The organism is Streptomyces sp. 11-1-2, assembly GCF_003595545.1.
In the GTDB taxonomy this organism is placed as follows: domain Bacteria; phylum Actinomycetota; class Actinomycetes; order Streptomycetales; family Streptomycetaceae; genus Streptomyces; species Streptomyces hygroscopicus_B.
The window spans coordinates 10,912,949-10,935,600 of record NZ_CP022545.1; the positions used below are offsets into that span (position 1 = coordinate 10,912,949).

General features: G+C 71.9%; 22 protein-coding genes. 6 read left to right on the top strand and 16 right to left on the bottom strand.

Annotated features, from left to right (window positions below; genetic code table 11):
• Positions 1-127: 127 nt before the first annotated feature.
• The 9 genes from CGL27_RS46370 to CGL27_RS46410 form a co-directional block, all read right to left on the bottom strand.
• The gene (locus CGL27_RS46370; RefSeq protein WP_014057389.1) at positions 128-448 is read right to left on the bottom strand and encodes a ferredoxin family protein; all 321 of its coding nucleotides are present in this window, start codon (positions 446-448) and stop codon (positions 128-130) included.
• Position 449: 1 nt separating this feature from the next.
• Positions 450-1,469: an NAD(P)/FAD-dependent oxidoreductase gene (locus CGL27_RS46375; protein WP_078646175.1), complete on the bottom strand. Its 1,020-nt coding sequence runs from the start codon at positions 1,467-1,469 to the stop codon at positions 450-452.
• A gap of 178 nt (positions 1,470-1,647) precedes the next feature.
• Positions 1,648-2,043, bottom strand: coding sequence for a MaoC/PaaZ C-terminal domain-containing protein (locus CGL27_RS46380; RefSeq protein WP_119993740.1), 396 nt, complete (start codon positions 2,041-2,043; stop codon positions 1,648-1,650).
• A complete protein-coding gene (locus tag CGL27_RS46385; RefSeq protein WP_078646177.1) occupies positions 2,040-2,576 on the bottom strand; it encodes a MaoC family dehydratase N-terminal domain-containing protein in 537 nt (178 codons plus the stop codon). The genes CGL27_RS46380 and CGL27_RS46385 overlap by 4 nt, the downstream gene beginning before the upstream one ends.
• Entirely contained in the window at positions 2,573-3,355 is a 783-nt protein-coding gene (locus tag CGL27_RS46390; protein ID WP_078646178.1) for an IclR family transcriptional regulator, read from the bottom strand. The genes CGL27_RS46385 and CGL27_RS46390 overlap by 4 nt, the downstream gene beginning before the upstream one ends.
• A gap of 16 nt (positions 3,356-3,371) precedes the next feature.
• Positions 3,372-4,235: an alpha/beta fold hydrolase gene (locus tag CGL27_RS46395; RefSeq protein WP_078646179.1), complete on the bottom strand. Its 864-nt coding sequence runs from the start codon at positions 4,233-4,235 to the stop codon at positions 3,372-3,374.
• Entirely contained in the window at positions 4,232-5,212 is a 981-nt protein-coding gene (locus tag CGL27_RS46400) for a catechol 1,2-dioxygenase (protein WP_119993742.1), read from the bottom strand. The genes CGL27_RS46395 and CGL27_RS46400 overlap by 4 nt, the downstream gene beginning before the upstream one ends.
• The gene (locus tag CGL27_RS46405) at positions 5,209-6,546 is read right to left on the bottom strand and encodes a deacylase (RefSeq protein ID WP_119993744.1); all 1,338 of its coding nucleotides are present in this window, start codon (positions 6,544-6,546) and stop codon (positions 5,209-5,211) included. Before CGL27_RS46405 ends, CGL27_RS46400 begins: the two co-directional genes overlap by 4 nt.
• Positions 6,547-6,660: 114 nt before the next feature.
• Positions 6,661-7,878, bottom strand: a complete 1,218-nt coding sequence (locus CGL27_RS46410) for a Rieske 2Fe-2S domain-containing protein (protein ID WP_078646182.1) — start codon at positions 7,876-7,878, stop codon at positions 6,661-6,663.
• A gap of 245 nt (positions 7,879-8,123) precedes the next feature.
• Between CGL27_RS46410 and CGL27_RS46415 the strand changes: the two genes are divergently transcribed.
• Positions 8,124-9,077 carry a zinc-binding alcohol dehydrogenase family protein gene (locus CGL27_RS46415; RefSeq protein WP_119993746.1) on the top strand — a complete coding sequence of 318 codons (954 nt, stop codon included), beginning with the start codon at positions 8,124-8,126 and terminating at the stop codon, positions 9,075-9,077.
• Between the two features lie 44 nt (positions 9,078-9,121).
• Here CGL27_RS46415 and CGL27_RS46420 read toward each other — a convergent pair whose 3' ends face one another.
• Positions 9,122-9,520, bottom strand: coding sequence for an acyl dehydratase (locus tag CGL27_RS46420; RefSeq protein ID WP_119993748.1), 399 nt, complete (start codon positions 9,518-9,520; stop codon positions 9,122-9,124).
• Positions 9,517-9,993 carry a MaoC family dehydratase N-terminal domain-containing protein gene (locus CGL27_RS46425; protein ID WP_119993750.1) on the bottom strand — a complete coding sequence of 159 codons (477 nt, stop codon included), beginning with the start codon at positions 9,991-9,993 and terminating at the stop codon, positions 9,517-9,519. Before CGL27_RS46425 ends, CGL27_RS46420 begins: the two co-directional genes overlap by 4 nt.
• A 157-nt stretch (positions 9,994-10,150) precedes the next feature.
• On the opposite strand from CGL27_RS46425, the gene CGL27_RS46430 reads away from it, so the two are divergent.
• Genes CGL27_RS46430 through CGL27_RS46440 form a run of 3 tightly spaced genes read left to right on the top strand, consistent with a single transcriptional unit; the run spans position 10,151 to position 14,856 of the window.
• A complete protein-coding gene (locus CGL27_RS46430) occupies positions 10,151-11,023 on the top strand; it encodes an alpha/beta hydrolase (protein WP_119993752.1) in 873 nt (290 codons plus the stop codon).
• Between the two features lie 18 nt (positions 11,024-11,041).
• Positions 11,042-13,342, top strand: a complete 2,301-nt coding sequence (locus tag CGL27_RS46435) for a CoA transferase (protein WP_119993755.1) — start codon at positions 11,042-11,044, stop codon at positions 13,340-13,342.
• Positions 13,339-14,856: an AMP-binding protein gene (locus CGL27_RS46440; protein WP_119993756.1), complete on the top strand. Its 1,518-nt coding sequence runs from the start codon at positions 13,339-13,341 to the stop codon at positions 14,854-14,856. The genes CGL27_RS46435 and CGL27_RS46440 overlap by 4 nt, the downstream gene beginning before the upstream one ends.
• Here CGL27_RS46440 and CGL27_RS46445 read toward each other — a convergent pair.
• The 3 genes from CGL27_RS46445 to CGL27_RS46455 all read right to left on the bottom strand — a co-directional run bounded on the left by CGL27_RS46445 (position 14,825) and on the right by CGL27_RS46455 (position 18,243).
• Positions 14,825-15,625, bottom strand: coding sequence for an alpha/beta hydrolase (locus tag CGL27_RS46445; RefSeq protein WP_078646188.1), 801 nt, complete (start codon positions 15,623-15,625; stop codon positions 14,825-14,827). The genes CGL27_RS46440 and CGL27_RS46445 overlap by 32 nt on opposite strands.
• Positions 15,626-15,757: 132 nt before the next feature.
• Positions 15,758-17,032: an O-antigen ligase family protein gene (locus tag CGL27_RS46450; protein WP_119993758.1), complete on the bottom strand. Its 1,275-nt coding sequence runs from the start codon at positions 17,030-17,032 to the stop codon at positions 15,758-15,760.
• A 149-nt stretch (positions 17,033-17,181) separates the two neighbouring features.
• The gene (locus CGL27_RS46455; protein ID WP_119993760.1) at positions 17,182-18,243 is read right to left on the bottom strand and encodes an Lrp/AsnC family transcriptional regulator; all 1,062 of its coding nucleotides are present in this window, start codon (positions 18,241-18,243) and stop codon (positions 17,182-17,184) included.
• Between the two features lie 124 nt (positions 18,244-18,367).
• On the opposite strand from CGL27_RS46455, the gene CGL27_RS46460 reads away from it, so the two are divergent.
• Together CGL27_RS46460 and CGL27_RS46465 are read left to right on the top strand one after the other, a co-directional pair.
• Positions 18,368-19,669, top strand: coding sequence for an amidohydrolase family protein (locus CGL27_RS46460; RefSeq protein WP_119993762.1), 1,302 nt, complete (start codon positions 18,368-18,370; stop codon positions 19,667-19,669).
• Positions 19,669-21,243 carry an AbgT family transporter gene (locus tag CGL27_RS46465; protein WP_078646192.1) on the top strand — a complete coding sequence of 525 codons (1,575 nt, stop codon included), beginning with the start codon at positions 19,669-19,671 and terminating at the stop codon, positions 21,241-21,243. The genes CGL27_RS46460 and CGL27_RS46465 overlap by 1 nt, the downstream gene beginning before the upstream one ends.
• 75 nt (positions 21,244-21,318) lie before the next feature.
• Here the strand turns inward: CGL27_RS46465 and CGL27_RS46470 are convergent, their stop codons facing one another.
• Both CGL27_RS46470 and CGL27_RS46475 read right to left on the bottom strand, forming a co-directional pair.
• A complete protein-coding gene (locus CGL27_RS46470) occupies positions 21,319-22,119 on the bottom strand; it encodes a DUF427 domain-containing protein (RefSeq protein ID WP_119993764.1) in 801 nt (266 codons plus the stop codon).
• Positions 22,116-22,289: a hypothetical protein gene (locus CGL27_RS46475; RefSeq protein ID WP_159037914.1), complete on the bottom strand. Its 174-nt coding sequence runs from the start codon at positions 22,287-22,289 to the stop codon at positions 22,116-22,118. The genes CGL27_RS46470 and CGL27_RS46475 overlap by 4 nt, the downstream gene beginning before the upstream one ends.
• Positions 22,290-22,652 lie beyond the last annotated feature (363 nt).

Below are 22,652 nucleotides of genomic sequence, written 5' to 3' on the forward strand. Positions count from 1 at the left end.
GTGCCTCGGCCAAGGACACCATTAGTTCTGAGGGTGGACAATATAGAGATTTTTTTGCCTGGTAGGAATGGTGTGAGTGGTCAAAATCCGGCGGGAGCCGGCGGCTGGAGCGCCACGTCCGGTGCGCTCACCGGCCCCCCACCAGGGCGGTGTCGGCGCCCAGCGGGCCGACTGCCCCGGCGCCACCGGGGGTGCCCAGCGGGGCGTCCCGGCCGGGCAGGACCTCCTCGAAGAACCGCCGGTTGTCCGCGCGGTGCTCGGGATCCGCCTTCCGGTCCACGGTGATCGCCTGCTCCGGGCAGGCGACCTCGCAGGCGCCGCAGTCGATGCACTCCACCGGGTTGATGTAGAGCTTGCGCTCGCCCTCGTAGATGCAGTCGACCGGGCACTCCTCCATGCAGGACCGATCCATGATGTCAACGCAGGACGCGCCGATGACGTAGGCCATGTCAGTTCTCCTTCTCGGTGGAATGCCCGGGGAACAGCGCCGCCTCCGGGTCGATGACCGTGGCGGCGTTGTTGACGGCCGTGGCGGCCTCGCCGAAGCCGACGGAGATCAGGCGCACCTTGCCCGGGTAGTCGGTGATGTCGCCGGCCGCGAAGACGCGGGGGAGGTTGGTGGCCATGTGGGTGTCCACGGCGATCCGGCGTGCCTCCAGGGTGAGGCCCCAGTCCCGCAGCGGGCCGAGGTCGGCGATGAAGCCGAGGGCCGCCACCACGGTCTGCGCGGGGAGGCGCGTGGTGTCCTTCGCCACGCGGTGGCGGATCTCGACCTCCTCCAGCAGCGCGCCGCCGTACAGGCCGCTGACCTCGGAGTCGGTGAGGATCTCGATGCCGAGTGCCCGGACCTTCTCCACCGACGCGCGGTGGGCGCGGAACCGCGCGGTGCGGTGCACCAGCCGGACCGAGCGCGCCATGGGGGCCAGCAGGGCCGCCCAGTCGAAGGCACTGTCGCCACCGCCGACGACCACCACGTCATGGCCGGCGTGGGCGGTGGGGTCGGGCACGAAGTACACCTGGCCGCGGCCGAGGAAATCCTCCCCGGCCGGCAGCGGGCGGGGAGTGAAGGTCCCGACGCCGCCGGTGATCACCACCGCCCCGGCCCGTACGGTCGTCCCCCGGTCGCTGCGGACCACGGGCAGGCCGTCGTCGTAGGACAGCTCCGTCGCGCGGTGGCCGAGGAGGTAGCGGGTGCCGTGTGTCTCCGCCTGCGCGACCAGGTTGTCGACCAGGTCGCGACCGCGGACCGAGGCGAATCCGGCGATGTCGAAGATCGGTTTCTCCGGGTACATCGCGCTGATCTGGCCGCCCCGCTGGGGCAGCACATCCATCACGGCGACACGCAGCCCGCGGAAGCCCGCGCAGTAGGCGCCGTACAGGCCCGACGGGCCGGCGCCGATGATCAGGATGTCCGTCTCGACCACCGCCGCGTCCGCCGCGGCGACCGGCTCAACGTTGAGAACGCTCATGGAAAAGGAGCGTAGGCAGGTCCGGATCACGGTCCAATGGAATCGGTCCGCCTGCCGGGACACGGCGCGGGACCCGTGGTGCCGGGACACCGTGGCCCGGACACGCGGGAGCGGTGGAACCCAAGGCGCCCCGTCAGCCTTGGGTTCCACCGCTCCCGCACCCGGTCGAGCCGGGTCGTCACCCGGCGAGCGTCACCTCCACCGTCCCCGTGACGCACTCGGAGCCGTCGGCCTTGAGGATGCGCGCGTCCAGACGGACCCGCGCGCCCTCGACCAAGGACACCGTCGCGGCCCAGGTCAGCCGCTCACCGGCCACCGCCGTGGCCACGTTGCGCCACGCCACCGACTCCAGCCGGGCGCCCGGCCCGGCCCACTCCAGGGCGTTGCGGCTGAGCGTCTCGCCGTGCAGCGTCGACTGCACGACGGTGTCGGGAAACCCCTCCGACGCCGCGAACGCGGCGTCGTAATGGATCCGGTGCGCGTTCCACGACACGGCGCTGAAGCGGAAGAGCTGCACACTGGTGTGGGCGTACCGGCGCGGCGGACACTCGGTCCCGGCAGCGGGCGCCGTCATCGGTCACCTCCGGTGGCGTCGAGCACCACGATCGTCTCGTCCACGGACGTCAGCTCGCTCCCGTCGGGGGACAGGAACCGGGTCCGCACGCCCAGGAGGACGAACTCACCGGACCGTCCGTGTTTGTGCCGCGCGGAGACGACCGCACGGGTCGCCGTGATCCGCGTGCCGGCCACCGGGGGCCGGACCAGGCGCACCGACTGGCCGCCGTGCACCTGGCGCACCGCGAGACCCTCGGTGCACGGCGACTCACGCTGGGCGAGACCATCCGGCCGCAGTTCGTCCTCCGGCGGGCCGTCCTCCCAGCTCATGGTGGCCGCGAGGAACAGGTCGGGCGCCTCGACGGGCCGGCCGTCCGCTTCCAGGGCGCGGGCCCGGCGGATGTACTCGCCGTCGTTGAGGGCGGCGGCGTAACGGCAGAAGTCCTTGACCGTCGGGGTGCCGCAGTCCTCGTCCCGCCACTGGCCGATCAGCTCCCGCGCCCGCGCCAGTACCTCTTCCAGCGCGGGGGAGGACACGGCGGGCGCCGTCACAGCGCCGACCTCAGCGAGCGGCTGATGCCAAGACCCGCCGTACGCAGCGCGCTGGCGTGGGCGATCGCGTCCACCCGGTAGGTCGGCGCCGTGATCGACAGGGCCCCGGCGAGGGCGTTCTGCCGGCCGAACACCGGGACCGCCATGCTCATATAGCCGAGCCGGACCTCCTCCGCCTCCGTGGCGATGCCCTGCTCGCGGACCCGGTCCAGCTGGGTGCGCAGCCGGCCCGGCGAGGTGATGGTGTGGCGGGTGAACGGCTTGAGGCCGCTCCTGACCACCTCGCCGAACAGGCTGCCGGGGGAGTGGGCGAGGATCGCCTTGCCGGTCGCCGTGCAGTACAGCGGAAGCCGCCCCGCCACCCGCGACTCCTCGCTCAGCCCCCGGTGGGGGAGGATCTTCTCCAGGTACACCACGTCCAGCCCGTCATGGATGGCGAAGTGGATGGTCTCCCGCGTGGCCAGCAGCAGATCCTCCATATACGGCTGGGCCACCTCCCGCAGGATGCGCTGCCGGTGCACCCGCTGCCCGATCTCGAACAGGCGCAGTCCGAGCCGGTAGTTGCAGCCCGCCCGCTCCAGCAGCCCCCATGCGACCAGCTCCTGGGACAGCCGGTGGACGGTCGCCTTCGCCACTCCCGAACGGCGCACCAGATCGGCGAGCGAGAGCGAGTCGTCGTCGGCGGTGAACGCCTCCAGGATGGACCGGACCTTGCCGAGGACGGAGTTCATCGGGTCGGGACAGGTTCTGACGGCTTGGTCGATGGGGACTACGGTCATGGCAGGAACCTCACGATCAGGTGGCCGAGGACGCGGCGAGGAACTCCAGGCTGAGCGGGTTGTACAGATCGGCCTTCTCGTGCTGCGGCCAGTGGCCGCACTCGTTGAACACCTCGAGCCGCGCCCCGGGGATCGCGGCCGCGATGGCCTCGGCCTCCGGCACGTCGCCGAGCGGGTTCTTGTTGCCCCACACCACCAGGGTCGGCGCCTTGATCCGGCCCATGCGGTCGGGCCGCAGCAGGTTGCGCTCGCGGGCCTCCGGCTCCTGGAGCGCGAGCAGATTGTGCAGGTTCCGCTGGAAGTCGGGGTGGTGGTAGATGTCGTAGCGGATCTGGGTCAGCTCCTCGCCCAGGTCCTCGTCCCAGTGGGCCCACAGCAGCCGCAGCCGCTCCCGGGTGAAGGAGATGTCGTCCTTGAGGGCCGCGTCGCTGGTGGACGTCTTCAGCCGCTCCATCACCGCCGGGTTGATCTTCGTGCCGCCCATGCACAGCAGCTGGAGGGAGGCGACCCGGTCCGGGTGTTCGCTCGCGGCCCACGACCCCACCCAGCCGCCCAGCGACTCGCCGACCAGATGGGCGCGCTCGGCGCCGACGGCGTCCAGGTAGGCCATCAGGTGCTCGACGTACAGGGGGATCTCGGCCGGGCGGTCGGGCTTGCCCGTGTAGCCGTGGCCCAGCATGTCGATGGAGTGGCAGCGGTAGCGCTCGGCGTGCGCCGGGATGTTCCGTACGAACGCCTCGAGGTGGCCGGTCGTCCCGTGCAGGAACACCACATGCTCGCCGTCCTCGGGGCCGGCCTGCAGGGCGCGGGTCTTGAAGTCGCCGGTCTCGACGTAGGTGTGCCGGTAGTCGATGCCCGACAGCTCGTTCCAGATGCTCATGACTGCCTTTCGCTGGTCTGCGCGGGGGTCTGTGCGGGGGCCTGTGCGGGATCGAGGACGGCGACCCCCATGCCGGTGAGCCACTCGGGCATCGGTTCATAGGCCAGGCGCCGGCCCGGGATGTGATCGAGCAGTGCGGACATCAGCAGCCAGGTGCGCAGCTCCTGGGCGCCGTTGCCGGCCACCTTCTCCAGTTCCGCGGTGGTGTACTCGGTGATGCGGTGCGCCTGTCCCCGCTCCATCCAGGACAGGATTTCCTCGTCGAACTCCGGGTTGAGCGACGCCTCGGCGGCCCGGATGATCTCGCGGCGGCGCACGTCGTAGTCCTGCCAGTTCTCCCGGCCGTTGAGCCAGGCGCCGACCATGAACTCCTCGTCCTCGCCGTTCGGGTCGCGCCAGTCCGGCCAGGGCAGCCGGTGGGACAGCCCGCCGGAGCCGATGACCGCCACCCGGCGGTCGCCGGGGAACGCCAGGATCGCCTCCCGGATCGCCCGGCCAAGCTGCTCGCAGCGCTCCAGGGTGGGCAGCGGCGGCGCGAAGACGTTCACCACGAGCGGTACCAGGTCGACGTCGAGTCCGTCGAGCAGATACTGGACGGCGTGCGACTGGCCGTGGTCGATCTGCAGCCGGGCGGAGAACGCCACGTCGAAACCGGACCGCTCCACGAGCGAACCCGCGAGGTACAGGGCCAGCTCCCGGTCCACCGGCTGCGGGCCCTTCGGGGTGCCGGACTCGCCGCTGGCGATGCACTCGTCCACCCCGATGGTGAAGCTGGGGATCAGATCGAGCCAGAACCCCCGGAAGTGGTTGGAGCCGATGAGGATCACCGTGTCGGGACGGGCCGCGGCCAGCGCGTCCCGCGCCTGGCCGAGCGCGTCCCGGAACCGCTCGGCGCGGTCCTTGTGGTACGTCTCCTCCCAGTGGGTGTTCATCAGCGTGCTGTGCGACGCTCCGACCCCCAGGACGATCTCGGTCATGCCCCTGTTCCTTCCAGCTCGTCGCGGGACCGGGTGACGGTGTCCACGGCCGTGCGGATCAGATGGCGGGTGAGCTTCTCCATGGCCCGCAGCGACACCGTGTTCATGCCGCGGGCGAAGTCGATCTCGAACGGCGCCTCCGCCACCTTGGGCATGCCGACCCGCACCGTGGGGATGCCACGGCCGCGCAGGATGTTGGCGTCGGTGGCGCCGCTGTTCCCGGGGATCACCTCGTGCTCGCGCCCCTCCAGCGCCTCCCAGGCGGCCGTGGCGCTGCGGTGGATCCACGATTCGCGCGGGGTGCGGGTGCCGGGGATCGCCAGCACCATCTCCGCCCGGACGTCGAGCCCGGGCGAGGCGGCCCGCAGCGCGGCCAGCGCGTCCATGAACTCGCGCTTGGCCCCCATCGGTGTGATGTCGGGGCTGATCCGCAGGTCCACCATGAGGGTGCACACGGCGGGGGTCACCGCCGCCATCCGCGGCCAGCCGCCGCGGATGGAGGAGACGATGCCCTGCGGCGCCACCGTGCCCGAGGTGTGCCGCTCGGCGTACCTCTCGAACCACTTCTCCAGGTACGCGGACACTTCCCCGGCACGGGCGATGGCGTTGTCGTACGGGAGCCGGTGGCGGGAGCCCGCGTAGGTGTGGGTGCCGCCGACCGTCACCTCGAACCAGACCAGTCCGACCTCGTCCCACGAGACGGTCCAGCCGGGCTTGGCGATGACCGCGTAGTCGGTCCACACGCCCTGCTCCAGCAGGAACGAACACCCGGCGCCCTGGCCGGTGTTGAGGCGCGTGCCCACGGGCCGGGCGTTGGTGGGCATCCCGCCCGCGCCGAACGCCGCGACCAGGTCACCGGTGAGCGGGACACCGGCCAGCGAGATCGCCTCGACGGCCATCATCACGCACGCCGCGTGGCCCTTGGGGTTGCCGGCGCCGAGCCCGGTGACCAGGTCGTCGTACATCGTGGCCGCGGGCCGCATGTCCTCGCGCAGCTCCGGGCCGATCCACGGCACGTCCTCGCTCTCCTCGCCCACCGTCAGCGTGTCGATGGGGGCGTAGAGCATGAGGTCGGGGCCGGTGCCGTCACCGGTCAGCCGCCCCCAGGCGTTGGCCTGGCGGTCGTCGAGGGGCTGGACGGCCGCGTGGCAGCCGGCGTCGCGCAGGGTGCCGGCGATATGGGTGGCCAGCGGGCCCTCGTCGCCGGTCGGGCTGGGAATGTTCACCAGGCCCGTGATCAGCTCGCGGAGCCGGTCGGTGCTGATGTGGCGGGCGGCGTCGAGGGCCCAGGTGCGCCGCCGGTCATCCAGTCCCGCCAGGCCGTCGGCGGTCACTGGTTGATCCTGTGGACCTGCGTCATCGTGGTCCGCGCGATGCGCTTTGTGGCCAGCGGGATCCCGACGGCGATCGCGGCGCCCAGCAGCAGGGTGAACAGTTTACGGAACATGTCATGCCTTCTCTTCGGGTGCGGATGCGCCACAGGCCGCGGTCAGCTTCTTGCCGTACTCCTCCTCGCTCAGGTTCCGCCAGGCGGTGAGCGAGATGTCGGGCCGGTAGAGCTTCTCCGGCGGCGCGTCCGTGACATCGACCATCCACGCGTCCTGGCCGGAGAACTGGCCGTGGAACAGCCAGCGGATCGCCCCGAGGTACTTGGCGTAGAAGCGCAGGGTGTCCCAGCCCTCGGTGAAGTTGACCATCACGCCGACATAGCGGTGGTTGTCCTCGTCGACCGGAACGTAGAACTCGTAGTGGATGAACTTGGGGTAGGCGATGCGCAGCACGCCCGGCATCGACAGGGAGGCGAACCCGGGGAAGTCCTGCGCCTCGATGGTCGGATCGACACTGTCGGCCTTGCCGGTGTTGCCGATGTTGAAGGTCTCCTTGGGCGGCTGCATCTTCCACCACCGCTTGTTGGACCAGCGGCCCACCCCCGGGAACTCGGCGTCCCAGTGGACCTCGTCCTGGACCCGGAAGATCCACCGGCCGCGCGGCACGATCCGGGTGATGTTCCAGGTCGGCATGGGCTTGAAGAGCCGCCACAGGGCCGTGCGGTGCAGATACTTGGCGTGGCCCTCATCGAAGCCGTTCTCGCAGGCGAACCGCCAGTTGCCACCGCGCGGCTCGATCCGTCCGCCCATCACGAACGCGTTGGAGACGAGCTCCTCCGGAAGCTGGGAGTCGATCGAGTGCGGCTCCTCGTCGGCGATCGGGATGTACACCCACACCATGCCGAGGCGCTCCTCGACCGGGTAGGTGCGCACGCCCAGCTTGCCGGTCAGCCGGCACCCGGGGCCGTCGGTGATGACGGCGGACAGCCGTCCGGTGGGCAGATCGAAGGTCCAGCCGTGGTACGGGCAGCTGACCGTGCCCGGGAACTGCTGGTTGCCCTCGGACAGCGGCACACCGCGGTGCGGGCACCGGTTGTGCAGGGCGTACGCCGTGCCGTTGTCGCGGATCAGCGCGATCCGCTCGCCGCAGATGGTGAACGGCAGCGGCTTCCCCGTGACCTGGCTGGACCAGGTGACCGGATACCAGTAGCCGCGGAAGCCCGCTGCCGCACCGTCGTAATGGGGCCAGGACGACCAGTCCTGGCGACCGGGCTCGGCGGGTTTCCTGCGGCGGCTCCGGACGGGGGTGGCCGTGTCGGGAGAGTCCTCGACCGTCATCGTGCGTGTCCTCCTGCTGCCGGTTTTCGGTGGACCCGAGCATCCGGCGCGGCGCGGATCCGCCCAAGGGATCCGGTCCGCTGAGCAGACCGCTCCCTCCCCGGTGGAGGGCGAGACGGTGGCCGCGGCGGCGCGTCCCGCTGAGCGGACCCGTCCCGGTGCGCGGACGGTGGGGTGCGGTCTAGCGTGCGCGGGGTCCGCCACCACCGAACACGGCCGTGAGCCCGTGGATACGGAGCGAAAACGTGAGCCACCCGACGTCACAATCCCTGGTGCTGGAGGAGTTCGGCACCCTGCCGCGGCTCGTCGAGCGGCCGGTCCCCGAGCCGCGGCCCGGCCACACCCTGGTGCGGATGAAGTCGGCCGCCGTCAGCCACCTCGATCTGAACGTCGTCGACGGCAAGTTCGGCATCCTCCCCGACCTGCCGTCGATTCCCGGCACCGCCGGCAGCGGCACCGTCATCGCCTCCGACGTCCACCCCGAGGGGAGCCTCGTCCTCCTCCGCGGCAAGGCCCTCGGAATGCGCCGCGACGGCGCCTGGAGCGAGCACGCGCTGGTACCGGACGCCGCTGTGGAGGCCGTACCCGAGGGCACGGACCCCGCTCTGGCCTGCTGCTACTTCTCCCCGGCGGGGACGGCGTGGGCCTCGGTGCACGCCGTGGCGGGCGTCCAGCCCGGGGAGCGGGTCCTGGTGACCGGGGCGGCCGGTGCGGTGGGCGCGCTCACCGTGCAGGTCGCGGCCCGGGCCGGAGCCGAGGTGATCGGCGTGGTGAGCCGCCCCGCCAAGCTGCCGCATGTCCCGGCCCCCGCCAAGGTGGTGCTCGCCGCCGACCTGTCCCCCGACGCGGTCGGAGGCCCGGTGGACGTCGTCATCGACACTGTGGGCGGGCCGGTCCTGCGCGACTGCCTGCCGCTGGTGCGCCCCCGCGGCCGGGTCGCCCTCGTCGGCTACACCGCGGGCCGTGAGTTCACCGTGGACCTGGCGGACTTCCTCCTGGCCGATGTGTCGCTGCTGCCCGTGAACCTGATGTCCCGGGGGAAGGAGGTCGCCGCCGACACCAAGCGGATGCTGGGCGACCTCACCTCCGGGGAGCTCACCCTGCCCATCGAGCAGCATCGCGTCGACGGCCTGGCGGAAGCCGTGGCCCGCCTGCGGTCCGGGGAGGCGATCGGCAACGTGGTCCTCGATCTCGCCTGAGCGATGATCTCGCCCGGGCGATCTCATCCCGACGCGGGGCGCGGTCAGCCCATCAGGACCACGGCCGTGCCCCGGCAGCACACCACATCACCCTGCCCACCGTGCTCGACCAGATCCAGGGTGACCCGCCCCGTCTCCGGATCGACCTCGCCGACCGTGCCGCTCACCACGAGCCGGTCCCCGGCGAGGGCCGGGGCCCGGTTCTGCCATCCGACCTCCAGAACCTGTCCGCCCGGACCCGCGAAGCTCATGGCGGCCCGGTGCATCAGACAGCCGTGCAGCTGCGCCATGACGACCGGCCCGTCCAGCCCCTCGGAACGCGCGAACCCGGTGTCGTAGTGGATGCGATGGGTATTGCGGGTGACCGCCCCGAACCGCAGCAGGGTGACGGCATCCGGGGTGAACTCCACCGGTGGTACGGGCTGCCCCGGGTGAACGCTCATCGGACGATGAACCTTTCCCGCACCCGGACGAGCGTGCCCCGCTCCGCCGTGTACGTCTTCTCGACGGTCAGCAGCAGGAACGGTGTTCCGCTGCCCTTGCGTTCGACCTCCGTGAGGACCCGGCGGACCTGGATCCGGTCGCCCGCCCTCACCTCGCCGGTGAACCGGACCTCCTGGCCCCCCGCCATGAGCCGCACGTCCAGGCCGTCGGTGCCCGGGACCTCGTCGCGGTACATGCCGTCCGGCCGGAACTCGTCCTGGCCGGCGCCTCCCGCGCCGCGCAACAGGCTCACCAGGTACATCGGGTGGACGGTGAAGTCCGGGCGGCCGGGATCGACCAGATGCCGGCCGGTCTCCCCGGCCGAGCGCGCGAACTCCGCCGCGTCCTCGGCCCGTACGACACCCAGGTCCCGGTGTTCCGGGCGGCCGATCGCCGCCCGGGCCCGTTCCTCGGCAACTTCCCACGCGTACATGTGCTGCCTTTCTGCGGACGACTACCGCGGACACGTCTTTCGCGGACCACGATGGACCGGGAGGCTAGCCACCGCCCGGAGGCGGTCACCACGAGACCGGCCCGCTCAGCGGACCGGACCGCTTGGGCGGAGATCACCGGCACCACACCATCGGGGCATGGACCTCATGAACATCCAGAAGCCGCCGGAGGGCGCCCACGCGGAAGCGGACGGCGCCACGTACCACTACATCGAGCTGGGCACGTCGGGCGGCAGCCCCACGGTCTTCCTCCACGGCGGCGGCCCCGGGTGCACGGGCTGGTCCGACTTCGGACAGGTGGCACCGCTGTTCGCCCAGGACCGCCACTGCTTCCTCGTGGACATCCTGCAGTACGGCAAGTCGGCCAAGCCCGTCATCGAAGGCCCCATGTGGGACTATCACGCCGCCAAGACGGTCGCCCTGCTCGACACCCTGGGCATCGAGCGCGCCGACTTCGTGTGCAATTCCTGGGGCGGAACCATCGCGCTGAACCTGGCCGCGAAGTACCCCGAGCGGGTCCGGTCGCTGACGATCACCGGCAGCATGCCCGTGTTCCACGGCCCGCTGGCCCCGCTGCCCGAGGGCGGCCGGCGCGGCCGCAACGCCCGTGACGTGTACTACGGCGGCACCGGCCCCTCCTGGGAGAAGATGCGGGACCTGATCGCCCGCCTGGAGTGGTACGACGCCGGTGCCATCCCCGACGACACCGTCACCCTGCGCTACGAGCAGAGCCTCGACCCGGAGGAGACCGCCCTCGCCGGTGCCTCCGACAACCCCCGCGGCGACTGGCAGGACCTCACCGCGGAGCTCGGCGCCATCCAGGCCCCCACCCTCTTCATCTGGGGCATGTACGACGCGTTCCTCACCCCCGACTATCCGCTGATGCTCGCCCGCATGGTCCCCAAGGGCAATCTGCACATCATGGACCAGGTCTCCCACCACCTTCAGGAGGAGCGGCCGCACGATTACTACACGGCGGTCACCGGCTTCCTGAACCAGCAGCACGCCTGAGCATCCCGCGGAGGAGATGTGAGCAACCCGGCCGTACGCGTCGTCGAACTGTCCAGCCCCTTCACCCGGTTCGCGGGCCGGCTCCTGGTCGGCCTCGGATATGAGGTCGTCCTGGTCGAGCCCGAGGAGGGGGATCCGGCCCGGCGGGAACTGAACGGCGACGCGTTTGTCCACTGGCACGCCGGTAAACGGTCCGTGACCCCCGCGTCCCCGGAGGAGCTGCGGCGCCTGGTGAAGGGAGCCGACGTCCTCCTCGACGGGACTCCGGACGGTGCGCCGGAGGCCGTCGCGGGCCTGGACCACCTCGTCCATGTCCGCGTCACCCCCTTCGGGACCGTGGGCCCCCGCAGCCACTGGCAGGGCACCGATCTGGTGGTCGCCGCGCTCGGCGGCATGCTCGCGCAGGTCGGCGACCCGGACGGCCCGCCGCTGCGCCTTCCGGAGAACCAGGCGGAGCAGCTCGCCGGGGTGCACGCCGCGATCGCCGCGCTGCTCGGCCTGCGGGCGCGGCGCACGGGGCCGGGCCAGCTCGCCGACGTGTCCGCCCAGGCGTGCGCGGCCGCCGCCCTGGAGGCCGGCACCCTCGCCTATCTGCACGAGGACCGGGTGCCGGGACGCCCCGGCCGGGTGCATCCGCTGGTTCCGCACGGACTGTTCCGGGCCGCCGACGGCTATCTGGGCGGTGGCCTCGGCGGCAGCCCCCGCATGTGGGACGCGCTCCTCGTCTGGCTGCGCGAGGAGGGTGCCGAGGCCGACCTCGCCGAGCCGCGCTGGCAGGACCCGGTGGAGCGCAAGAAGTACCAGGAGCACGTCTTCGAGGTGGTGCAGGACTTCGCGGGCCGGTGGCCGAAGGCCGAATTCGCCGAGCTCGCCCAGTCCAGGAAGCTGCCCTGGGCGTCCGTCGACCTGCCGCACGAGATGCCCGGCAATCCGCAGCTCGCCGCCCGTGACTTCTTCCTCCGCGCCGGGGGCCGCACCGACCTGGGCTTCCCCTTCGCGTTCCCGGACGGCCACCGGATCAAGGAGCTGGACGTCCCGGAACTGGGCGCGGACCAGCGGCTGCTGCAGGAGCACCGGCCGACGCCGCGGGTGCCCGCGGCGTCCGCGGAACCCGCGCGGCCCGCCCTGCACGGCGTCCGCGTCCTGGACCTGACCTGGGTGCTCGCCGGGCCCTACTGCACCAAGGTGCTCGCCGACCACGGCGCCGATGTCATCAAGGTCGAGTCGCTGGGCCGTCCCGACCCCACCCGGTTCGCGCCCTTCATGCATCTGTCCCGCGGCCCGCACACCGATCCGAACACCAACGGCTACTTCAACGAGGTCAACCGCAACAAGCGCAGCCTGGCCCTGGACACCCGCACCGAGGACGGCATTGCCGTACTGCGCGGCCTCATCGCCTCCTGCGACGTCCTGGTGGAGAACTTCAGCGCCACCGTCATGACCAAACTCGGCCTCGGCTACGACACCCTCCGCGAGATCAACCCCCGCCTGGTGTACGTCAGCATGTCCGGCATGGGACACAGCGGCCCGCGCAGCGGCTGGGTGTCGTACGCGGACACCGTGTCGGCCTCCTCGGGGCTCACCGGCCTGACCGGATGGGGCCCGGACGACGTGGTCGGGGTGATCTACGGCCACGGCGACATCGTCGCCGGTCTGCAGGCCGCGCTCGCCACCACCGCCGCCCTGGAACACCGGGAGCAGACCGGGCGCGGACAGCACATCGACCTGTCCCAGCTCGAGGCGATCGCCTCCCATATGGGCACCAGCCTGCTCAACCCCGTCGAGCCCGCCGGGAACACCGATCCGCGATGGAGCCCGCAGGGCGTGTACCGCTGTCTCGGCGCCGACCGCTGGCTGGCCGTCAGCGTCCGCGACGACACCGAATGGGCCCGGCTGTGCACGGTGATCGGGCACCCGGACCTCGCCACCGACGAACGCACCCGCACCTCGGCCGACCGCGCACACCACACCGACCTGGTCGACGACGCCCTCGCCACCTGGGCCAGGACCCTGCCGGCCGACGCCGCCGCCGAACTCCTCCAGGAACGGGGCATACCCGCGGGCGCGGTGCAGGACGGCCGCGACCTCGTCGAGCAGGACCCGCAGCTGCGGGCCAGGGGCTTCTACGTCCGCGCGGAACACCCGGTGGCGGGCGCCTTCCTGCACGAGGGGCCGCCCATTCGGCTCACCCGCACACCGGGCGGCGTCCGCACGGCGGCACCCGTGCTCGGCGCCGACACCGACGATGTGCTGCGCGATGTCGCGGGGCTGCCACCGGAGCGGATCCGCGAACTGCGCGAGCGCGAGGTGCTGCGGTGACCTCCCTGACGATTCCCGGGCTGCTCCACACCGCGGCCCGGGACCACGGGGACCGCCCCTTCCTGCGGATCGGGGACACCGTCCGCACCTACCGCCAGGCGCGAGAGGCCGCCGCCACCATGGCGGGGGCCCTCGCGGCCCGCGGCTGCCGCCCGGGCGACCGCATCGCGGCGATGACGGGCAACCGGGTCGAACTCGTCGACCTGTTCCTCGGCGCCGCCTGGCTCGGCGCCGAACTGGTCCCGCTGAACACGGGGCTGCGCGGCAGCGGGCTGCGGAACGTCCTGGACCAGGCCCGCCCCACCCATCTGCTCGCGGAGGACGAGACGGCGGAGCGCCTGCGGGCGGCCGGGTACCGGGGGACGCTGTGGCTCGCGGGAGCGGACGACGTGCCCCGGCCGGGCCACGGCCCCGCCCTGCCGGCGGCCCCCGTCCGCCCCGGCGACACCGCGTGCGTCCTCTTCACCTCCGGGACCACCGGAACCTCCCGCGGGGTCCGCTGCCCCCACGCCCAGTTCGTCTGGTGGGGGCGCAACGTCTCCGGCGCGCTGCGCCTCACCGCGGACGACGTCCTCTACACCTGCCTCCCGCTGTTCCACACCAACGCCCTGAACGCGCTGGCACAGGCGATGACCGTGGGGGCGGCGTACACCCTCGCCCCCCGCTTCTCGGCCTCCCGGTACTGGACCGAGGCGGCCGGGGCCGGGGCCACCGTGGTCTACCTGCTGGGCGCCATGGTGCCGATGCTGCTGGCCCAGCCGCCGGGCCCGCACGACCGTGCACACCGGGCCGTACGCGGACTCTCCCCGGCGACACCGGCCCACGCCTGGCAGCCGTTCCGCGAGCGGTTCGGCGTCACCCTGATCGACGGATTCGGCTCCACCGAGACCAACCTCGTCATCGGCACGACGCCCGATCAACAGCGGCCCGGCTACATCGGCACCCTGCGCGACGGCTTCGACGCCCGCGTCGTCGACGAACTGCTCACCCCCGTCCCCGACGGCACCCCCGGCGAGCTCCTGGTGCGCAGCCACCGGCCGTACGCCTTCGCCACCGGCTACCTGGGCGAGCCGGCGGAGCCCGCGGACACGTGGCGGCGCACGGGGGACCGGGTGGTGCGCGAACCCGACGGCTGGTTCCGGTTCGTGGACCGCATCAAGGACGTCATCCGCCGCCGCGGGGAGAACATCTCCTCCTGCGAGGTCGAGACGGTCGTCCGTAGCCATCCCGCGGTGGCCGACGCCGCCGTCTTCCCCGTGCCGTCCGAGCTGGCGGAGGACGAGGTGATGGTCGCCGTGCTGCCCCGCGCGGGCAGCACTCTCGACCCGGCCGACCTGATCCGCCACTGCGAGCTCGAGCTGCCCCCGTTCGCCGCCCCCCGCTACGTGGACATCCTGCGCGAGCTGCCGCTCACCGAGACCGGCAAGGTGCGCAAGGCGGCGCTGCGGCGGCGTGGTGTCACGGAGACGACATGGGACCGGGCTACGACCGAGGCCGGTCCACCCATGCGGTGACGACGTCGGCGAACTCCCCGGGCAACTGCTCGGGCGCCGGCACGTGGCCGCCGGGCAGGACCGCGGTCTCGCAGCCGAGCGCCGCCGCGAACTTCTCCAGCGCGGGCAGCGAGTAGTGGTCCTCCGGCGCGCACACGGCGAGCACCGGGGCCGTGATGTGCGCCAGCCGCTCCTCCATCCGGTACCGGTACACCGCCTGGTGCCCCTCCTCCACCCGGTCCAGCACGCTCAGCGCGTCGATCACATAGCGGGTCAGAGCGGCCTCCTCGCCCGCCCGGTAGAAGCCGCGGCGCCGGTTCCACAGCTCCACCAGATGCGAGCCGTCCGGCTTCGGATCGACATGGTCGACCGGGGGGCGCCCGGGAGCCGCCTGACGCTTGGCCTCGTCGACGAAGGCGGTGGCCGAGAGCAGCAGACTGCTGACGCGGTCGCCCAGCCGGGCGGCCACCTCCACCGCGACCACACCGCCCGTGTGATGGCCCACCAGGTGGAACGTCTCCAGCCCGAGCCCATCGGCCAGCGCCTCCACCCCGTCGGCGAACCGCTCGATCGAGTGCGGCCCCTCGGGCTTGGCCGAGGCGCCGAACCCCACGGTGTCCATGGCGATGGCCCGGTGTGCCCGGCCCACCAGGGGCAGCGCATCGGCGTACTCGGTCCAGGAACGCGGCGTCTGATGCAGCAGCAGCACCGCCTCGCCGGACCCGCACTCCGCGTAGTGCAACTGCCCGAAGGGGCTGGGCACATAGCCCCGCCGCACCGTGTTCGCCATCGCTGTGAGCCGCCTTCCCATAGACACGAACCGCCCGCCCACTCTCGTCGCCGCCGAGCGGGCCGGACCAGGCGAACGGTCCGCTCTCCGGACCCCTCCCGGCCCGGCAGGCGAGAGAGCGCCGGACAGGGCCTAGCGGCGCCGCGCGCGGCGGCCCGAGCGGGCGGGGGCCTGGGCGGGCGTCCCCGAGTCCCGCCACCGGCCCGGGACCTCGGCCATGACGAGGCCGAGGACCAGCCAGAAGAGCATGGCGATCCGGTCCAGGTTGGCCGGGTGGTCCACCGTGGCCGCGAGGAAGAACCCCGTCAGGGCGGCGAGCCCGACGACTCCGGCCACGGACTTCTCCCGGGCGGCGCGGACCGCCGTGGCGACGGCGATCACGGTCACCAGCACCATGCCGAGCAGACCGGCCACGCCCGCTTCGGCCAGCCAGTTCAGCCACATGTTGTGGGCGTGGACGAACGTCCTGCCGCCGGGTACGGCGGCGGAAACCGCGTCCCCGGCCCGCCCCAGCCCGACACCGAGCGGCTGGTCCACGGCGAGGTCGACGGCCGCCTTCCACGCCTGGCCGCGGACGCCGAGCGCGTCCCCGGCCCGCGACACCACCCACAGCGCCACCGTCACGGCCACCAGCCCGGCCAGCCCCACGACCGTCAGCGTCCGCACCCCCCACCGGCCGAGGCGGGGGGCGAGCCAGTACGCGCCGCCGAGCACCAGCAGACCCGCCGCCGCCGCGACACAGCCCGCCCGGGAGAAGGTGGTCAGCACCGCGCCGTAGCCGATGAGCCCCACGCTCACGACCGCGACGCGGGCCGTGCGCTCGGCGACCGTCACCGCGGCCAGCAGGGCGATCGGCGTGAGCAGCACCAGGAACGCGGCGAGCAGGTTGGGGTTGGCGAAGGTGCCGGTGGCGCGGATCATCGACCCGGGCCCGCCGCTGTCGCAGTCGACGTCGGTGAAGAGACCGGTACGGCAGAAGCCGGTCGGCACCTCGTTGGTCACCTGAGCGAACGCCGCGGTGGCCGCGGCCGACACGGCGGCCAGCGCGAGCAGCGCGACCGCCCGCCAGGACTCGGGCTGCGCCCGCCGCACCCCGACCAGCAGGTAGAAGGTGGCGAGGGCGGTCATCAGGGCGCGCAGCGGCGCGTCGGGGTGGCCGCCGACGTAGGTGGTGGCGATGGCGCTGAGGAGGAGCAGCGCGATGGCGGGGTCGAGCCGGGTGCGGAACGTGGCGAGCCGCGGCGCCGTCACCGCCGTCGCGACCAGCCCCGCCAGCACGGTAAGGCGCACCGGTGTGATGACGCCGACCAGAGGGGCGTCCGGGAAGAAGTCGGTGGCCGCGTCGAGCATGACGATGGCCGTAGCCACCAGCGGAACGGCCTGGACTGTCGCGCGCACAGGTGCCATGGCGCCCCAGCGTGTCCGGCCGCAGGTACCGGCAGATGGCACGCACACGAACAGCGGAAAGCGCCTTCACGTCCGGTGTGCCCCCGACCGGTCCCGACCCGTCCCTACAGGTCCGATGCCCACACGGACCGGGACCGGGCGCCCGCGCATCAGGTGGCCGCGGCACTCCCGGGAGCCGGGGTGGCGAAGGGGCGCAGCGGGACGCTGCCCACGCTGTGGCCGCTTCGGTCCAGCAGCCGGCCCATGTGCTTGACGGTGCGCAGCACCACCGAACGGTCGTCGATGGTCAGCTGCGGCAGCCGCCTCGACAGATGCGCCTCGAAGGCGTGCACCTCGCCGGCCGCGCGCAGCCAGACGTCGATCACGAGGTTGTGCGGGCCCGCCGTGATCGCACATGACCGGACCTCCCGCACCCCGGCCAGCGCCCGGCTGGTCTCCTCCAGCCGTTCGGCCGGTACGGACGCGAAGTACACCGCGGCCATCGGCCACCCGGACATGGGCCGGGCGAGGTCGCAGCGCAGGCACACCCGTGAGCCGAGCAGCCCCCGCAGCCTCCGGCGGACCGTGGTCAGGGGTGCTCCGGCGCGCTCCGCCAGGTCGCTGATCGCCATGCGGCCGTCGACGCTCAGCAGCTCCAGGAGCCGCACATCCAGGGGGTCCCAGCCGGTCGCCCCCGGCGGGAGCGGCTCAACCGGCGGGAGCGCCGCCTCGAGCCGGGCACACTGTGCGGCGTCCAGGGCGCGAAGCCGCCACCTGCTGCCCTCGGAGGGCAGGGCCGTCGTCACATGCGTACGTGTCGCCCGCACCCCTGGCGCGCCCCGGAAGAGGACCGTGCTGAGCTGGGCGAGGTCACCCAGGTCCGCAGCCTGCAGCGCGATCACCAGATCCCGGCTTCCCGCCGTGAGCTTGACGTTGGCCACCGAGGGTTCGGCCGCCAGGGTCTCGGCCACCTCCTCCCCGACCCCGGGCTCGGTGTCGACCTCGACGATGCCGGTCACCACGATCCGGGAGTCGGAGAGCTGGGGATAGGCGGTCACCCAGGCAAGCCCCGCCTCCTGGAGCCGCTGCCAGCGTCGCGCGGCCGTCACCGGGTTCACCGCGAGGACATCACCGACAAGTGTCCACGGGGCCCTGGGATGGATCTGCAGCGCGTGCACGAGGCCACGATCCAACTCGTCGAGGTCATGCGCGGCGTAATCCTGCGTTTGCATGGGCGGCGCTTTTCTGCGTATCGCATGTGAATCTCGATGGAATGCTGCATGATAACACCCGAAACACGCGATGGATCGACACTCCTCCCCACCAGTTCCCCCAACGAGGAGTGAGATCTCGCTCATGACGGATGCCACCACGTCCGAGACCACCAGGACCGCTCTGCGCGTGGAGAACGCCACGTTGATCGACGGCACTGGGGCGACCCCGATCGCGGACGCCGTCGTCATCGCCGACGCCGAAGGAACGATCACCTACGCGGGCCCGGCGGCGACCGCGCCCCCGGCCTCCGGCGACACTTCCACCGGTCGTGTCATCGACGCGGGCGGCCGCACCGTGCTGCCGGGTTTCTTCGACTGCCACACCCACCTCGCCTACGCCCATGCGACACCGCCCGCCCGCCGCGGTGAACTCGACCCGGTCCTGGTCACCTACGACACCGCCACCCGGCTGCGGCAGACCCTCGACGCGGGCGTCACCACCGTCCGGGACCTGGGCGGCCTGGCCACCGGGTACCGCACCGCCGTCGAGACCGGGCGGATCACGGGCCCCCGGGTGCACACCGCCGTACGGATCATCAGCCACACCGGTGGCCACGCCGATGTGCGCCTGCCCGACGGCACCGACCTCAGCGGCGGTGAGATGTCCGAGCTGGCCGACACCGTGGACGAGGCGCGCCTGGCCGTGCGCAAGGTGCTGCGCGCGGGTGCCGACCTGGTCAAGATCTGTGCCACCGGTGGCATGGGAAGCCCGTATGACCAGCCGGACGACGAGGGGCTCCTGGAGGAGGAGATCCGCGCCGTGGTCGACGAGTGCCGGCGCCACGGCGGCAAGCCGGTGGCCGCGCACGCCCAGGGGAACGCGGGCATCCTCAACGCCATCCGCGGCGGGGTCACCAGCATCGAGCACGGCTACGGCCTGGACGACCGGGCCCGGGAGATGGCGGGGGAGCGCGGCGTCTTCGTCGTCCCGACCCTCTCCACCGTCTACGCGGGCATCGACAAGGCCACCATGGAGCCCTATCACTACGAGAAGAAGGTGCGCTGGTCCGGCATCACCAAGGAGAACATCTCCCGCGCCATCGAGCAGGGAACCCGGATCGCGCTCGGCACCGACGCCGCCGTCTGCCCGCACGGACAGAACCTGATGGAGCTCAGCTACCTCGTCGACCTGGGCATGGACCCGATGGACGCCATCGTGGCCGGCACCCGGACCGCCGCCGAACTCCTCGGCGTCGCCGACCGGCTCGGCACGCTGGCCCCCGGCCGCGTCGCCGACCTCATCGTCTGCGAGGGAGACCCGCTCGCGGACATCGGTGTCCTCGGCGATCCCGCCAACGTCGTGTGCGTCGTGCAGGACGGCCATGTCCGCAAGGACACCAAGGGCCTTCTGCCGTCGGCCACGCCAGCCGGAAGGCGGCCCTGATGCCGGCGGTGACCGGACTGCCCGCCCCCGAGGGCACCTCCCCGGACAAGGAGCGGCGCGGCGGCCTCGACCGTGTCCTCTCCTTCATCGAACGGGCCGGCAACGCACTGCCCAATCCCATCGTCCTGTTCGCCGGGCTCTTCGTGCTGCTGGCCGTCCTCTCCACCGTCCTCGCCCTCATCGGCGTCTCCGTCACCGTCCCCGGCACCGATGACACCAGGGACATCGGCGGGCTGCTCACCGGTGAGGGGCTGCGCTGGCTGCTGGAGAACCTGATCCCCAACTTCGCCACGTTCCCGCCGATCGGCGCCGTCCTGGTGCTGATGATGGTGGTCGGACTCGCGGAGAAGACCGGCCTGCTGGAGACCGCGATGCGGGCCTCACTGGCCCGGGTGCCGCGCGCCGTGCTGCCGTACGCGGTGGCGGTCATCGCCAGCCAGGCGCACATGATGAGCGACGTCGGCGCCATCGTGCTGCCCCCGCTGGCGGCCCTGGTGTTCAAGAGCGCCGGACGCCATCCGGTGGCGGGCCTCATCGGCGGCTTCGCCTGTGTCACCGCGGGCTACGCGGCCGGATTCACCATCGGCTCGCTCGACGCCCTGTACGTGGGCATCACCCAGCAGGCGGCCTCGGTGCTCCCGGCCGCCGAGGGCCTGCATATCCACGTGCTCATCAACTACTTCTTCACCGCCGCCAGCAGTGTCGTCCTGGGACTGCTCGGCGGATTCCTCATCAGCCGCGTCCTCGAACCACGCCTTGCCCCCTACCAGGCGGCCGAGAGTGGCGAGACCCCGCGGGAGGACCTGACGCTCACCCCGGTGCAGCGCAAGGGGCTCGCGTACACCTGCGTGGTCGTCGGCCTGTACCTGGCGGCGGTCCTCGCGCTCTGGCTGCCGCCGGGCGCCCCGCTGCGCGGAGAGGGCGGCGCCTTCGTGCCCTCGCCCGTGCTCAGCGGTGTCGTCCCGGTCCTCTTCGGTGCCTTCCTGCTCGCCGGGCTCACCTACGGCTTCACGGTCAAGAAGCTCACCGGCACCGAGGATGTGGTCACCGCGATGACCGACTCGGTGAAGAACATGTCCGGCTACATCGTGATGATGTTCTTCGCGGCCCAGGTCATCGCGGTCTTCACCTGGTCCAACCTCGGGGTGCTGCTGGCGGTGAAGGCCGCCGCGCTGTTCAACGCCATCGGTGTGACCGGCTTTTGGGCGATCATCGCCTTCGTTCTGCTGGCCTCCTGCCTCAACCTGGTGATCCTCTCCGGATCCGCCCTGTGGTCCCTGGTCGGTCCCGTGTTCATCCCGGCGTTCATGCTGATGGGCATGAGTCCGGCGCTCAGCCAGGCGGCCTTCCGTATCGGTGACTCGGCGACCGGCGCCATCACCCCGATGAACCCGTATCTCCTCCTCATCCTGGCGATGGTCCGTGAATACGAACCGGAAGCCCGCCTGGGGACCCTCATCTCCCGGCTCGCCATCTTCGTGGTGCCGTTCCTGATCGTGTGGCTGGCGATCCTCGGCATCTTCTACGGCCTGGACCTGCCGCTCGGTCCCGGAGCGCATATCGGCGTCAAGTGACGCTCCCCGATGGCACGGTGGTTCCGTCCCCACGGCGGTGGGGACGGAACCACCGTGCCATCGGGGTGTTGCCGACTATCGCTGTTCCGTCTCCCAGATCGCCCTGGTGACCGGGGCGGGGCGGGGGAGCGGCCGTCCGTCCAGGTAGAGGTCGACCCTTTCGTTGTAGAAGGCGACCAGCCCCGCGATGGGGGATACCTGCCGGGTCGGGAAGTCGTAGGCCCAGGCGAGGTCCGGGTAGGTGGCCGTGTCGGTGCGGACAGACCAGTAGCCGCTCGTCGTCCCTTTGTACGGACAGCTGGTGACGGTGTCGGTGGGCTCCATGCGCGTCCAGTCGAGATACACCCGGTCCAGGTAGTAGCGCGTCGGAAGTCCCGTCTCCACCACCATCACCGAGTTCGGGGCGTCGGCGAGCACGGTGCCGTCCAGTTCGACGCGGACGCCGCGGCCCGACCGGAGCGCGTCGACGCGGGTGTAGGGGCTCCTGGGGTGGACGAACACCTGCTCGTCCTCCTCGAACCAGGCGTCGATGGCCTCCCACCGGAAGGTGACATGGCCGACGATGCCGGAGGGCGCGTCCTCGGCCCACTCCCATGCCGCGCCCGGGCGGGTGAGCGAGCCCAGTTGGAGGGTCTGGCGGCGCGCTCCGCCGACCTTCAGCGTCAGGCTCCGGTCCTCGTCGACCAGCGCCCCCTCGACGATGTCGTCGCGGGGCACGCAGTACTGCGGATAGCCCGGCCAGAGCCACACATAGCGCGCCCGCACGGTGTCGAAGACGAGGCGACCGCCGACGTAGCCGCGGATGCGGCGCGGTACGGGCTCCACCTGCCCGACCGGAACGATCATCGCGGGATAGTCCGGCGGGTACTCCGTCATGCCTCTTCCAGTGCCTCTCCGAACTCGCGCAGCGCCTTGCCGTGCTGGCTGTGGGCCAGCCCGTGCCCGACCGCTATGGCCGCCGCCACCGGCCATTCGATGACCTCGACCGCGGCGAGCAGGCCGACGCCCGCGAGAAAGCAGAGCTGTTCCTCCGACGGAAGTTCCACCCGCCGCCCCCCGAAGTGGACGGTCACCGAATGACGCGCGCAGACGCGGTCGGCCGCGGCGCGCGGCCCGTGGGATCCTCTCCTCGCGGCCCGAGCCGGTGCCCGGGAGTCTGCGCTGGTGGGAGGTGGTGTCTTGGTCGCTCTGGGCATTGCCTCGATCCGTTCATCGGCCTGTGACGGACATCCGCGCGATGACACTTCCACCCTAATCCCACCTCCACGGCTCATGCCCGATGGCAGCTACTTGCCATGATTTCGGCCGGTCCGGCGAGAAGCACGCGGTTGCGTCCGCGGTCGGTGTATGTGGTCAGAGTGGCTCGCTCCGGTTGCGGCCAGGAGCTCGCCGAAGCATCGGTGGCGGCC